The organism is Scytonema millei VB511283, assembly GCF_000817735.3.
In the GTDB taxonomy this organism is placed as follows: Bacteria; Cyanobacteriota; Cyanobacteriia; order Cyanobacteriales; family Chroococcidiopsidaceae; genus Chroococcidiopsis; species Chroococcidiopsis millei_B.
Map to the genome: position 1 here is coordinate 674,827 of NZ_JTJC03000002.1, position 13,375 is coordinate 688,201.

Here is a 13,375-nt window from a genome sequence, read left to right on the forward strand (position 1 = left end):
TCAATTGATGGCAAAAGAACGCGGTGAACAGATCGCTCATGTATGACGAAGACGACCTCAGCATATTAGATGAAGCAGTACAGCTAGATAGTCCCCTAGATCATCTGGGTGCTTTAACTGCTGATGCTGAAATTGCCAAACCTAACCCAGAGGAAATGCTTGCCTTACTAGAAAATCCTCAAACTCAGCAGAGGATGTTGGCAGCGCGTGCTTTCTGCGAAATTGAAGATGAGCGGGCAACGCCCCATTTAATTCGCTTATTAACAGATGCTTGTCCTTTAGTCAGAGTTAGTGCAGCCTATGCGATCGGACGCAACCCCAGCCCAGAAGCGGTAGAGGCACTGATTCAACAATTAAATCGAGACTGGAACGGTTACGTGCGTAAGGGAGTTGTCTGGGCATTAGGCAACTGTCGCGATCGCCGTTCCCTCAAACCTTTAGCAGAAGCTTTGAGAACCGATATTCCCGCCGTGCGGCTGTGGGCTGCTAGCGCTTTAGCACAAATGGCAGAAATCGGTTACGAAGCAGTAGTCGGAGCCATGCCACCCCTGATTGAAGCTTTGGTACAAGACCCCGTAGCAGCAGTCAGGAGCAATTGCGCTTGGTCGGTAGGTCAATTATGTCGCGAACTCCCTTCTAACGTCGTCTATGCTACGGCAGTCGATGCATTAATCCAAGCTTTTGCCGAAGATGAAGATTTAGGCGTAAAAGAAGATGCTAGAGCTGCCATTCTCGGTGTCGGCGATCCGCGAGGACTGCAATTGATCGAGACCTTGGAACAGGAAGGATGGTTTTAAATTTGTCATTTGTGAGTGGCTGGTAGCTGGTGGCTAGTGGCTAGTGGAACCAAACTCTTTACTAGTCACTAGCCACTAATCACTAGTCACTGCTCACTTAGAAACATAACAATCGCGACCGGAGGCGATGAGATTCTTGGCAGCATCGCGATTGAGTGGTTTGGAGAATAAGTAGCCTTGAGCAAAGTGTTCTTGCCCAGATGTAGGCTGGAGGGAACAGAGTTGAGCGAGTTGAGATGCGGTTTCTACCCCTTCGGCGACGACATCAATTTTCAAGCTATCGGCTAGGGAAACGATCGCCCGAATAATTTCTAAGCGCTCGGAACTAGTGTCTATATCTTGAATGAAGGAGCGATCGATTTTCAAAAAATTGATCGGAAAGCGACTTAAATACGATAAAGAAGAATAACCAGTGCCAAAATCATCAATGGAAACTTGAATGCCCAATTCTTGTAACTGGATCAGTTTGGCATTAGCAGATGTTAAATCTTCGACAATCGTGCTTTCGGTAATTTCCAGCTTTAAAGAATGCGGGTCAAAACGAGTTTCTGCTAGAATTTGGCGAATTTTATCGACTAAATCGACTTGGGCGAATTGCTTGCCAGAAATATTGACGCTGACTGATAGCGGTGGATGGGAAGGAAATTCTTCATGCCAAGTACGCATCTGAGTGCAGGCTTCTTGTAATACCCACATCCCTAATGGCAAAATCAGTCCTGTTTCTTCCGCAACACCAATAAATTCTATGGGCGGAATTAAGCCTTTATCTGGATGCTGCCAGCGAACTAAGGCTTCAAATCCGGTAATTTGGTTGTTATGTAGTGCGACGATCGGCTGGTAGTGGAGTTGAAATTCTTGGTTGATAATTGCCTTGCGCAAGTCGGTTTCTAAGTGCAGCATGGCGACAGCGCGATCGCGCATGGTAATATCAAATATCTCATAACACCCACGTCCCCGTTCTTTTGCCCGATACATAGCTATATCTGCATCTCGTAGCAGATCTTCAGCACAGTCGTAGTTAGCCGTATCGATTAACACGCCGATACTCGCATTAGCGTAGACTTCTTGTCCGCTGAGGTGGAAGGGTAACTTAAATTCTTGCTGTATCCGTTCGACGAGGTGGATAATGTCGCCTTTGTCGTCCAAATCTTCGATCAGAATGGCAAATTCATCCCCGCCTAAGCGTGCCAATGTATCGCTGCTGCGGATACATGCTTTGAGTCTTTGAGCAATACTAATCAATAGGCGATCGCCTACCAAATGTCCCAAGCTATCGTTGATCGTTTTAAACCGATCGAGATCGACGAATAGCACGGCAAAAGAGAAAATGTTGTGACGTTTCGCCAGTTGCAAGACATATTCCAAGCGCTCTTGAAATAAAATTCTGTTGGATAAGCCCGTGAGTCGATCGTGTAAGGCATCATGACTTAACTGAGCTTCGGCACGATGGCGATCGGTAATATCAGTTTGAGAACCAGCCATGCGGTAAGCTTGTCCTTCCTCGTTCCTGACTGCCAAACCGCGACTTAGTACCCAGCGATATGTTCCATCTTTATGTAAAATCCGGTGTTCCCGTTCAAAATGGCTAGTCGTACCATCTAAATGCCTGGACAACTCAAGTTGAAATTGCGCTTTGTCATCGGGATGAATCCGAGCGCGCCACTCGTCTAAGGTACTAGCAAGCTCATCATCTGCGTAGCCTAGCATGGCTTTCCAGCGCTGAGAAAAGTAAATTTCATGATTTTCGAGGTTCCAATCCCACAGTCCTTCATTCGCCCCTTGCATGACTAAATCGTATCGTTCTGAGGCGTTAAGAAATAGGTTTTCTGCTTGTTGGCGCACTGCGTCAATTGCGGCAACTTGCGGTAACGTCGTCCAATAGGCGATCGCCACACTGACGAAAGCTAACGATACTAATAAAAGTAGAAAAATTACACTGTTGTTGGCAATATATTTAATACTTAAGAGTTGTCGAAAACACCAACCAACTGCCGTAGCACCACAGACTAATAAAACTAAAATACTGAACTGAAGTAAAGCAAAATCTCGTAACGGGCGATCGCTTTTTGTTCGATAGCGCTCGATCCACCATTGAGAACGAAAAAACGTCCAGGGAATGTAATTTATCACCTGAGACATAGTTAAAATGACTAGAAAAAATAGCAAGCCAACCGTCAAATTTTGCCAATTCCAAGTTCTACTACCAAAAATTGTTACGGCTGCTTCCAGTAAAAGAAAGACGAGCAACCACCACGCCCAGCGAACTACCGATCTCTCGAAATTCGCTCGCCATCCGAGATGAAATCTCATAATCGACATCAGATATCCTGTAGGCATAATGGTGGTGGCAGCCCTAGTGCGCTCGCTGGCTTTAAATACTTAATAGTCATCTCAAAACTGAGTGACGTTGAATAAATTTCTCTTTTACAACATCAGGTGTTAACTATGCGTGGATCGGTACTTTCTGGCTAAAATTATCAATATATTTATCAAAAGAGATTTAATATTTTTTTAAAGTAACGATAAAACTTGCACTGAATTTATAATAACTTTATCCCTATACTGGTTGTACAGAAAATTGAATAGACATGACATGAGTGAAACTACAGTTTTTTATTCGTGCAGCAATAGACTCCAATCTAGCCGATCGCAGTAATTTCGCTGAATTATGTTGCTAGCGTGAAGACATAGCTGACTATAGACGAGAATATACGGAGATACTTTGTAATTTTCTCATAGAGAAATTTCAGATCTCCCGCAATCTTACTTGGGTGTAGGAGTGGGCGATCGCGCAATTATGAAAAATACTAAAAATATTAAAATAAATCTTAAAATGATTGCGTTTTTGTCAGCAGATTGAAAAATTGTCAGGTACATATCTATGTATCCTGACAATCACATTATGAGAACATATCGTGTATCGTGGCGATCGCCTAGCTATTTTGTTATCGATACTTTGGTGGCGATCGCTTCTGGAACACCTTCCGTACTATGAGAACCGGTTGGTTCTTTGAGGCAGAAAGCGCACAAACTAGTCACAATTAAACCCACCACTCCTAACATCTGGAAGAAAACGCGATCGCCTGTTGGATCGTTAGGCAAAAGACTATAAATAGTGAGAAAAGCAACTGCACCAACGTTACCATAAGCTCCCACGTTGCCAGCAATTTGTCCGGTGACGCGACGCTTTATTAAAGGTACGATCGCGTAAGTTGCCCCTTCTGCTGCCATCACAAAGAACGAAGCAAGCGCTGTCATGATTGCGACTACTGGTAGCGGAATATTTCCCCCTAAACTGCTAAAGATCAGATAGCCAATTCCCATTCCAGCTAGCGTTACAACTAGCGTCCACTTACGACTGTTCACCTTGTCAGAAATCAATCCTCCACCAGGGCGGGCAAACAGATTCATAAACGCATATATTCCGGCAACCGCCCCTGCTATAGTTGCATTTAAGCCAAAGCCGCGTTGGAAAAATGTCGGTAGCATGGAAACGACTGCTAACTCCGAACCGAAACAGGCAACGTAAGCTAACTCTAAACTGGCAACTTGTGAAAATTGATAGCGATCTTCTGGAGGATAGCGTTTTTTACCCTGCATTAACTGCTTATTTGCTTGCCAGATATTGTAAGACTGGAATAGATATAGACACAGCAGCAGAAACCAAATGACATACATGGTTGTGGTGTTAAAAAATTGAACTTGATTTAAACGCCAACCAAGTACGCCCAAAATGCCGACTAAAGGCACGTTCATTAGTAATAAAAACCAGAAGTCTTTCTTAGTAGTGACTTCCATTCCGGCACTACTAGCCGGACGTTCGTAAACTTTACCTGGTGGTGTATCTTGGACGTTGAAAAAATAGAAGATGCCGTAGGCTGCCGCAATAATTCCTGTCAATGCGATCGCTAAGCGCCAGTTAATTTGTCCTCCGGCAAGAAAAGCTGTTGCTGCGGCAATAGAAGGTAAAGTGAAGGCAGCACCCGCAGAACCAAAGTTCCCCCAGCCACCATAAATTCCTTCTGCCAAGCCAATTTCTTTGGGAGGGAACCACTCAGCTACCATGCGAATACCAATGACAAATCCGCAACCGACAATACTCAAAGCTAAGCGGCTGTAAACCAATTGACTGAAATTTTGGGCAAAGGCAAATGCTAAACAGGGAATTGCTGCATATATTAGCAAGCAAGAATAGGTAATTCGAGGTCCAAATCGATCTAATATCATCCCTACAATAATTCGTGCTGGTACTGTTAAAGCCACGTTACAAAGGGCGATCGTTCTCAATTGGGCTTCGCTTAAACCGAGTTCTGCTTTGACTGTTGGCGCGAAAGGGGCAAAGTTAAACCAGACGACAAACGTAAGAAAAAATGCCAGCCATGTTAAATGTAGAATGCGATAGCGTCCGCTGAATGACCATATACCAGCCATCTCAAATTCTCCCGTAACAACAGTTATCAGTTATCAGTTATCAGTTATCAGTTATCAGTAACCAATAACTAATCGATCGCTACTTATTAAGGCGGGATTGTGTTTTGAATTTAGTTGTTTGTGTCCGACATCATTACTATTTTCAGTTTTTTCTAGTTGTTGGCTTGTTCTAAGTTATAAAAGCTTTAACACGTTATTAGTATAAAATACTACGGTTTGCTAATATTTATTGACGCAATTATTCAATTTTTGCAATTGCTACTGCATCGGTATATCATTTATTTTTTATTGTTATTATTTCTTGATATATAAACTTAAGTTTCGCTAATGACTTTTAATTCTTAAACGTTCATTTATTGCGAGCCATCCAGAATTTTTATTTACTTTCAATGCTTGAAGCTCTTTTGTAACAATGTTTTTGGAAGTTTGATAAGCTTGTTTTTTATTCAATTGGGACAGATTTTAATTTAGATATAGCTCCCAATGAGTTTTGAATAATTATTTTTTAGATATGAATCTATTCCTGATTGCGTAGTTATCAATATCTCTTTTGATAGGTGAATTTAAATAGAAAGTTACTCTGACCTACAGTCATCAAAAATATGCTCGATCGCTGCCTTTAAGCGATCGCAACTATCCGGTGCAAGCAGACAGGGGGTAAAAGAGAGGACTGAGAGTCTCGGAGAAGAATACGCTGATTTTGTAAATTTTTCTATATCTGGTTAATTTTGTAGTTTTAGATACAGAAAATAATTGTAATATTTAAATGAAAACAAACTTTTTTATGAACCTGGTGTTTAGCAATGCAGACAAAAAGCAGATTAAGTCGGGAAGAAAGACTGAATCGGATAGCTATAGCTCAAGAGTGGATGGTAGAACTGCCCCATCCTCATCCAGTCAGGCTAGTATTACTGGTGGTTTTATGTTCTTTTGCGGTAGGGTTGCTACCAATCGCTTATACTCTATCTACAGGAAAAGCGATCGTTACTAACTCGGCGAACGCATCTGGAGAAGCAGGAGTGTGGGGTGTTTTGGGAGAGAAACAATAGTTTCTTAATTAGGAATAGAGAGTACATAGTTTTGACAAACAAAAATCAAAAATAAAAAGTACCCGATTTCAGGTACTTTTTATACATATAAACTAGGTTGTTTATTCAGATTGTTTACCTAGTGCAGTATGTCAGAAACTACTATGCAGTTTTGATTAAGTATAGTTTCCGTTAGTACGAGGTTTACGCGCACCAGCCGCAGCACCAATCAGAGATGCAATTAAACCTAGCAAGGAACCAAATACAAACCACCACAAACCTCTTGCAGTTGCATCAGCAGCTTCTTTTGCTTGTTCGGCAGTTAGGTTCCCACCTTGTGGTAAGTTGACTCCTTGTTGAACTTGGTTAGATATCGCCCCAGCAGCATTCGCAGCCGCATTAGTAGCAAGACCAAAAGCACCAGTAACTCCACTTGCCAACAACCAAGAGCTAAGTGCGAGAGTTGTTGCCCAGAGAATTGCACCATTAAGTAGTGCTGTAGAGCGATTCATCGGTCCACAAGCGCGGGCTGTAAACCAACCGCCTGTGAGCAGAGAAATTAACAAACCGATAGCCGACCAGATACCAACATTTCCTGCAACGTTAGGGGCGTTGGTTCTAGGCGCGCCCGAACCAGCTACCGTGTCTGCTCCAATTGCACCAAATAATGCACTTAAGATTAGTTGAGTTGCTAATGTAACAACTAACCCTGATAGAATTGGACCCCAGCGAACGCGATCGTGATAATCTGTGACTCTAGCTGCAACCGCTGGTTCGGTCATGACTTCATTTACTGGTCGATTGACATATGACATAGCTATTAACTCCTTTGTTCTTTTTGTACTTTTGTAAGATTTTTTTTAGCTAATTCACCCTGAGCTTAATTTAGATTAAATTAGTAAATTACCTATCTATCAGTAGAAATAGTTGAGGTATCTGTCTTTAGAAGTAAAAACAAACAATAAATTTTGAGAAAAGAGAACTTTTGATAATTATTGAAACTGTCGCTAGCTTTACTATATTTCCTGAACTAACAAGCAAGAAGAATTAATACTGTTTTTCTCGATACGCGCTTGGCTAATTTCTCTATAGCTGCTGTCGTCAAAGAAAGGATTGAAGGGAACGCCAGCGCTACGAAAACACATCTTAGCGTTTAACTCCAATAGTTTGCCTGCTGATAGAGAAATTAGCAGTAGTGACTCAATGTACTAGAGAGTTATACTAGCCGAGCTATGTATATAGAAATACTTTTTGACTTAGCGTGGGTCATTTCTTTTGTAACGAAGCTTAAAGTATTTGTCAATATTGCAAAAAAGGTGTGCTAATTAGATAGAGCAAAATTCAAAGCTGGCAACAGCAAAGATTTCAGTCAGCCAAAAGCTGTAGGGGTAAGGTTACCCAAAATCTCCCTTGGAGACAGAACTAATTAACGAACCTGCCCGTACAAAAGTCAAAATGTCTACTCGTAAAAGCAACAGCTATTTTAGCTGTTACAATGTGCTGGCTGAAAATCCGATCGCTGATAAACCTAGCAAAATTGACTGAATACCCTAGTAGATTAACCGTGTCAAAACTAACTTTATTCGGAATTAATTTATTGTTACTAGCTGGATTGACTGCCATTGCTCCAGCACCAACTACGGCAAAAACAACGATCGCCCAAAAAAGCCCAAAAGCTGCCCTTCCCAGCAGCCCTGTCAAAAAACGCAAACTGCTGGAGAAGTTGTTGCAAGAAGGGCAAAGATTGATGGATACAGGCAAACTACCAGCCGCGATCGCTAAATATCAACAGGCAGCTAAAATATCTCCCAAAAATGCCCGCATCTACTCTACTATGGGTTACATTCAAGCATTACAAAAAAACTATTCTGCTGCTGTTGTCTCCTATCGTCGGGCGATCGCGGTTGCTCCCAATCATGCCGATTTTCATTATGCTTTAGGCTATTGTCTAGGGCAATTGCGGGATAATGCTGGAGCCGCAGCTGCTTACCGTCGCACGATCGAACTCGATCGCAATAACTTAAATGCCTATTTAGGATTAGGTGTGATTTCCTTCCGTCTGCGAGACTACGACGGTGCAGCCGAAGCATATCAACAAGTTTTAAACCGTGACTCCAATAACGCCTATGCGAACGAGTTAATGGGTTTGCTACTGCTAGAACAAGGAGAATATGATGCAGCGGGCGCTGCACTGCAAAAAGCAGTCACGCAAGCACCTAATAACCCAAAACTGCTGCAAGCTCTTGCCAAAGCCTGGATTGCTCAAGGCAATACACCAGCAGCGCTCATGACTTTCAGACAGATTGCTCAACTTGAACCTCAAGACGCTAGAGTGTACTTGCAGATTGGTGATTTACTCAAGCAGCAAAACGACCTGAATGGCGCTCTTGCAGCCTACCGACAAGCTTTATCGATTAGACCAAATTTACCAGTAGCGCAAAAGGCAATTCGAGAAATCCTCATGACTTTACCAGCGACTAATCGTGGTACGGAACCGCAGCTTTGACTGAAAGTCAAAAGTCAAAAGTCAAAAGTCAAAATTTAGTAGCCAGGAATCGCTGATAACTGACAACTGACAACTGATAACTGTTCAGTCCAGCCTTCGCCCTGTGAGTTCGACGAAAATATCTTCGAGGTTGGAGGGTCGTGCCATAATTCCGGTTTTGTTTTGTTGTTGGTTAATGAAAGTGTTGGCATCCTCTAAGCTAGGAAAGAAAAGGTATTCCCAGCGCTCCTCGACTTGCTTCATCACTAACCCTTCACCATACTGCGATCGCAGTTGTGATAAAGTTCCCAAGGAAATCAATTTGCCACCGTCCATAATTCCGATGCGGTTACACAAATACTCGACTTCCTCCATGTAGTGTGTGGTTAGCAATATCGTCATTCCCTGCTTGTTGAGATCGAGAATAATTTCCCATAAGCGCCGCCTAGTTTGAGGGTCTAGTCCTACGGTTGGTTCATCTAAAAATAAAATCTGTGGTTGGTGTAACAAAGCTCTGGCAATCTGCAAGCGCCGCTTCATTCCTCCTGAGAGGGTTTTGACTAAACTATCGCGACGGTCTGCTAACTCTACATATTCCAGCCATTGACCGATCCGCTGCTGGCGTTGAGGATTGGGAATGTGATGCAATCGTCCGTGCAATTCCATATTCTCCCAAACAGAGAGATCGTTATCGACGCTGATTTGCTGCAAGACTACGCCAATGTACTGCTTCACCATGATGGATTGACGCACGAGATCGAATCCTGCTACCTCAACTTGACCCTGGGTTGGTTTGGTCAGCGTTGTTAACATCCGAATCGTAGTTGACTTACCAGCGCCATTGGGTCCGAGTAAACCGAAAATTTCTCCTGGTTGGATGGTAAATGAAAGGTCGTTGACAACTGGAACGTTGTTGTATGACTTGTAGACGTTTTGCAGCGAGACAGCAGCAGACATGAATTGTTGCAATAAGTTAAGTTAATCCTCTCCTAAGTTAGCAGTTATCAGTTATCAGTTGACAGTTGACAGTTATCAGTTAACCGTCAGTTACCACTCTTGTCTAGTTTTGTGAACTTGAGTAAGATTTTGTTTACCTTATTTGATATAGATAAATACTAAAGATTCAAAATTTACCATAATTGAAAAGCTATGGATACCATCAAGCTGTTTGGTATGCCTGCACACCGGGGTAGATGGCTGCTGATCCCATTAGGAATTGTCGTACTGCTCTGCCTGGGTACGGTCTATTCTTGGAGTATTTTCAGAAAACCTTTAGAAAAGTTACTTAATATCGGCGCAACAGAAAGTTTGTTGCCGTTTACGGTACTTTTAGTTGTTTTTGCACTGTTAATGCCGATCGCAGGCTTTTTAATCGATCGCTTTGGTTCCCGTGTTGTCACCGCTGTTGGTGGTGTAGTGATGGGAGTGGGTTATATTCTCACTAGCTTTGCTACCAACGAGCCAATGCTTGTCTTTGCCTACGGGTTAGTGGCTGGTGCGGGAATTGGAATTGCTTATGGAGTTCCGTTAGCTGTCTCGGCTAAGTGGTTTCCCGATAAGAAGGGGATAGCTGTAGGCTTGACGGTGATTGGGTTTGGACTGTCGCCGTTAATTACCGCACCTTTGGCTAAGAATTTAATCGATGCTTACGGAGTGCGGCAAACTTTTACGATTTTAGGCATTGTCTTTAGTGTTATTGTGGTCGCGATCGCCACGCAATTGAAAATGCCTCCTTCAGAATGGCAGCCTCCAGCAGGAAATGTAGGCTCGGCAAGGGTAACTTCAGTTAGAGCAATTACTGAAAAAATCTGGCAGACTCAAAGCTTTTACGGACTGTGGACTTGCTACACGATTGGAACATTTGTAGGACTATCTGCAATTGGCATTTCCAGTCCTGTAGCGCAAGAAATGATCGAACTCGACTCTACAACCGCAGCTATGACTGTCTCGCTATTTGCCATCTTTAACGGACTAGGACGACCGTTATTTGGCTGGGTAACAGATCGGTTCAATCCTAAAATAGCGGCGATCGCTTCTTACGTGCTAATTCTGATTGCTTCGATCTTGATGCTGAATGCCCGTACTGGCGCTACATTGACATACATAGCGGCTTTTGCCTTATTTTGGCTGTCTTTAGGTGGATGGCTGGCGATCGCGCCAACTGCAACTTTAACTCTATTTAGAGCCGAAAACTACGCCAAAAACTACGGAATTATCTTTACTGCCTATGGTGTTGGAGCATTTTTCGGTACGATCGTTGCTGGCAGAATTCGAGATATTTTCGGCAGCTATACTTACGCTTTTTATCCAATGGCAGGTTTAGCGATCGCGGGAACAATTGTTGCTGTATTTTTCCTGAAGCGTCTGCCTGCTGTGTCTGAAATCTTAGAAGAACCTGTTGCTAGAAGTTAGTGCTATTTAAAGGGAGTAGGGAGTAGGGAGTAGGGAGTAGGGTGTGGGGTGTGGGGTGTAGTGGAGAGAATTCGGAATTCGGAATTCGGAATTAATGCGTGAATGCGTGAATTGTCTTGCTCCCTCAGCAACCTTGCGCTCCCTCAGCTCCCTCAGCTCTCTTTCCCCTACTCCCTGTTCGGGAACTTGTGAGTTTATTGAGAAATTATGGGCAAACTTTCTATATAGAAAGACTAGTGCGGCAATAGTACCTCAGCAGTTGTAAAAATACTGCGATCTCATCTTGCAAGCATTATTCGCTTCTGCCTTCTGTCTTCTGCTTTTTTGCACTAGTTTCATATATGCTCAGAAATTCTTCACAACCAATGAATCAAGGGACGATTATTTGTGTTGACGACGAACGCAACATACTACTTAGCTTGCACGATAGCTTGAGTCAAATCGCTACTGGATATGCGATCGAGCTAGCAGAAAGCGGAGTAGCAGCCTTGAGCATAATTACTGAACTGAGCCAAAATAAAATTGAAGTTCCTCTGATTATCTGCGATCGCGCTATGCCTGAAATGGATGGAGCGACACTGCTAACCCATCTACATCAACAATTTCCCAAAACACCAAAAATTCTCATCACCGAACTAGTTGGGATCGGTGATGCCATCCAAGCGAGCGATCGCGCCAATCTTTACCGCTACATTACCAAACCTTGGGACGAGACAGACTTCAGTTTAACCGTGCGCGAAGCACTACGGAGTTACGAGCAAGCGAAACAAATAGCAGCACAAAACCAGACATTGAAACAAATGCATCTGGAACTCCAGCGAGAGATCGCCAATCGCCGTCGTGCAGAAGCCCTGTTAGTCTATGATGCCCTTCACGATACCTTGACAGGATTGCCTAACCGCACGCTATTAGTAGAACGGATCGAGCAAGCAATTAGAACGGCACGATCCGACTCAACATATCAATTTGCCGTATTGTTTATCGATCTCGATCGCTTCAAAATTGTCAACGATAGTTTGGGACATACAATAGGCGATGAGCTGCTAGTTGCAATTTCAACTCGCTTTCGCCAATGCCTGCGCAACACTGATATCATCGCTCGACTGGAAGGCGATGAGTTCGCTATCTTACTCGAAGGAATTCAAGATAGCAGCGACGCGATCCAAATAGCAGAGCGCTTGCTAGAAAGCCTATGTACGCCATTTAATTTAAAAGGTCATACCGTTGCTGCCAGTGCCAGCATTGGCATTGTTGTGGGTTCTAGTTCCACTAACTATGACAGTGCTGCCGATTTGCTGCGAGATGCCGATCTAACCATGTACCATGCGAAGAAAACAGGCAGAGCTTGCTATGCCCTGTTCGATCGCCAACTACACGTTCAAACCCTGAAACTACTACAAATTCAGAGCGACTTGCATCAAGCTCTAGAGCGGCAAGAATTTATTTTGTGTTATCAACCAATTGTTTCTCTAAGTACGGGTAAACTCATGGGTTTTGAAGCCTTAGTACGCTGGCATCATCCCCAACAAGGTTTTATCTCTCCTGGCGAATTTATTTCTGTTGCCGAAGAAACAGGATTCATTATCTTTCTGGGAGAGTGGGTATTGCGAGAAGCCTGTCGCCAGATGCACCAGTGGCAGTTACAATTTCCTCTACATTCACCATTAACTATTAGCGTCAATATTTCTGGCAAACAGTTTTCTCAAGTCAATTTCGTACAGCAGATCGAACAAATTCTTCTAGAAACTGGTTTTGATGCCCACTTGCTCAAACTAGAGATTACCGAAAGCGTACTCATGGAAAATGCCCAGTCTTCAACTAGTATGCTTAGTCAATTACAAGCTTTGGGTATTCGGTTATCTATTGATGATTTTGGCACGGGGTATTCGTCTTTAAGTTATTTACATCGCCTACGCCTCGATACTTTAAAAATCGATCGCTCCTTCGTGCGCGATGTCGATCGCAGTGTCGAACAAATTGAAATTATCCGTACCATCATTGCCCTGGCTTGGAACTTGGGGATGGATGTCGTTGCCGAAGGCATAGAGACAAAAAAACAACTCTTCCAACTGCGATCGCTCAAATGCGAATACGGACAAGGTTATCTATTTGCTAAACCTTTGGATCGAACCGCGATCGAAACCTTACTCTCCCAAGATCTGCCATTGCAATATTTAAGTCAGTGAACAGTTATCAGTTATCAGTTATCAGTTATCAGTTAT

Annotated in this window: 10 protein-coding genes; 5 read left to right on the top strand and 5 right to left on the bottom strand. The window is 43.2% G+C overall.

Features of this window, described 5'->3' with window-relative positions; all coding sequences use genetic code 11:
* Positions 1 to 38 precede the first annotated feature (38 nt).
* Positions 39 to 797, top strand: coding sequence for a HEAT repeat domain-containing protein (locus QH73_RS10785; RefSeq protein WP_039716424.1), 759 nt, complete (start codon positions 39 to 41; stop codon positions 795 to 797).
* 93 nt (positions 798 to 890) lie between these two features.
* Here the strand turns inward: QH73_RS10785 and QH73_RS10790 are convergent, their stop codons facing one another.
* Together QH73_RS10790 and QH73_RS10795 are read right to left on the bottom strand one after the other, a co-directional pair.
* A complete protein-coding gene (locus QH73_RS10790; RefSeq protein ID WP_039717646.1) occupies positions 891 to 3,116 on the bottom strand; it encodes a putative bifunctional diguanylate cyclase/phosphodiesterase in 2,226 nt (741 codons plus the stop codon).
* A gap of 618 nt (positions 3,117 to 3,734) precedes the next feature.
* A complete protein-coding gene (locus QH73_RS10795) occupies positions 3,735 to 5,228 on the bottom strand; it encodes an MFS transporter (RefSeq protein ID WP_039716423.1) in 1,494 nt (497 codons plus the stop codon).
* Positions 5,229 to 6,031: 803 nt separating this feature from the next.
* Between QH73_RS10795 and QH73_RS10800 the strand changes: the two genes are divergently transcribed.
* The gene (locus QH73_RS10800) at positions 6,032 to 6,277 is read left to right on the top strand and encodes a hypothetical protein (protein WP_132866901.1); all 246 of its coding nucleotides are present in this window, start codon (positions 6,032 to 6,034) and stop codon (positions 6,275 to 6,277) included.
* A gap of 155 nt (positions 6,278 to 6,432) precedes the next feature.
* On the opposite strand, the gene QH73_RS10805 is transcribed toward QH73_RS10800, so the two are convergent.
* Complete coding sequence (locus QH73_RS10805; RefSeq protein ID WP_039716422.1) at positions 6,433 to 7,071, bottom strand: hypothetical protein; 639 nt, start codon at positions 7,069 to 7,071, stop codon at positions 6,433 to 6,435.
* 749 nt (positions 7,072 to 7,820) lie between these two features.
* Between QH73_RS10805 and QH73_RS10810 the strand changes: the two genes are divergently transcribed.
* On the top strand, positions 7,821 to 8,762 hold the full coding sequence (locus QH73_RS10810) for a tetratricopeptide repeat protein (protein ID WP_039717645.1): 942 nt from the start codon (positions 7,821 to 7,823) through the stop codon (positions 8,760 to 8,762).
* 84 nt (positions 8,763 to 8,846) lie between these two features.
* On the opposite strand, the gene QH73_RS10815 is transcribed toward QH73_RS10810, so the two are convergent.
* Positions 8,847 to 9,698 carry an ABC transporter ATP-binding protein gene (locus QH73_RS10815; protein WP_039716421.1) on the bottom strand — a complete coding sequence of 284 codons (852 nt, stop codon included), beginning with the start codon at positions 9,696 to 9,698 and terminating at the stop codon, positions 8,847 to 8,849.
* A gap of 192 nt (positions 9,699 to 9,890) precedes the next feature.
* Between QH73_RS10815 and QH73_RS10820 the strand changes: the two genes are divergently transcribed.
* On the top strand, positions 9,891 to 11,153 hold the full coding sequence (locus tag QH73_RS10820) for an L-lactate MFS transporter (RefSeq protein ID WP_039716420.1): 1,263 nt from the start codon (positions 9,891 to 9,893) through the stop codon (positions 11,151 to 11,153).
* A gap of 2 nt (positions 11,154 to 11,155) precedes the next feature.
* Here QH73_RS10820 and QH73_RS28740 read toward each other — a convergent pair whose 3' ends face one another.
* Positions 11,156 to 11,284, bottom strand: coding sequence for a hypothetical protein (locus QH73_RS28740; protein ID WP_286194083.1), 129 nt, complete (start codon positions 11,282 to 11,284; stop codon positions 11,156 to 11,158).
* A gap of 210 nt (positions 11,285 to 11,494) precedes the next feature.
* Here QH73_RS28740 and QH73_RS10825 point away from each other — a divergent pair, with 210 nt between their 5' ends.
* Positions 11,495 to 13,339 (top strand): putative bifunctional diguanylate cyclase/phosphodiesterase, encoded by a 1,845-nt coding sequence (locus QH73_RS10825; protein ID WP_052290151.1) that lies wholly within the window; start codon positions 11,495 to 11,497, stop codon positions 13,337 to 13,339.
* Positions 13,340 to 13,375: the final 36 nt, after the last annotated feature.

Excerpts from the sequence above, each read along its gene's own strand:
- QH73_RS10790 (WP_039717646.1), bottom strand. The coding sequence starts at position 3,116 with ATGTCGATTATGAGATTTCATCTCGGATGGCGAGCGAATTTCGAGAGA.
- QH73_RS10820 (WP_039716420.1), top strand. The coding sequence starts at position 9,891 with ATGGATACCATCAAGCTGTTTGGTATGCCTGCACACCGGGGTAGATGG.
- QH73_RS10805 (WP_039716422.1), bottom strand. The coding sequence starts at position 7,071 with ATGTCATATGTCAATCGACCAGTAAATGAAGTCATGACCGAACCAGCG.
- QH73_RS10815 (WP_039716421.1), bottom strand. The coding sequence starts at position 9,698 with ATGTCTGCTGCTGTCTCGCTGCAAAACGTCTACAAGTCATACAACAAC.
- QH73_RS10800 (WP_132866901.1), top strand. The coding sequence starts at position 6,032 with ATGCAGACAAAAAGCAGATTAAGTCGGGAAGAAAGACTGAATCGGATA.
- QH73_RS10785 (WP_039716424.1), top strand. The coding sequence starts at position 39 with ATGTATGACGAAGACGACCTCAGCATATTAGATGAAGCAGTACAGCTA.
- QH73_RS10795 (WP_039716423.1), bottom strand. The coding sequence starts at position 5,228 with ATGGCTGGTATATGGTCATTCAGCGGACGCTATCGCATTCTACATTTA.
- QH73_RS10825 (WP_052290151.1), top strand. The coding sequence starts at position 11,495 with ATGCTCAGAAATTCTTCACAACCAATGAATCAAGGGACGATTATTTGT.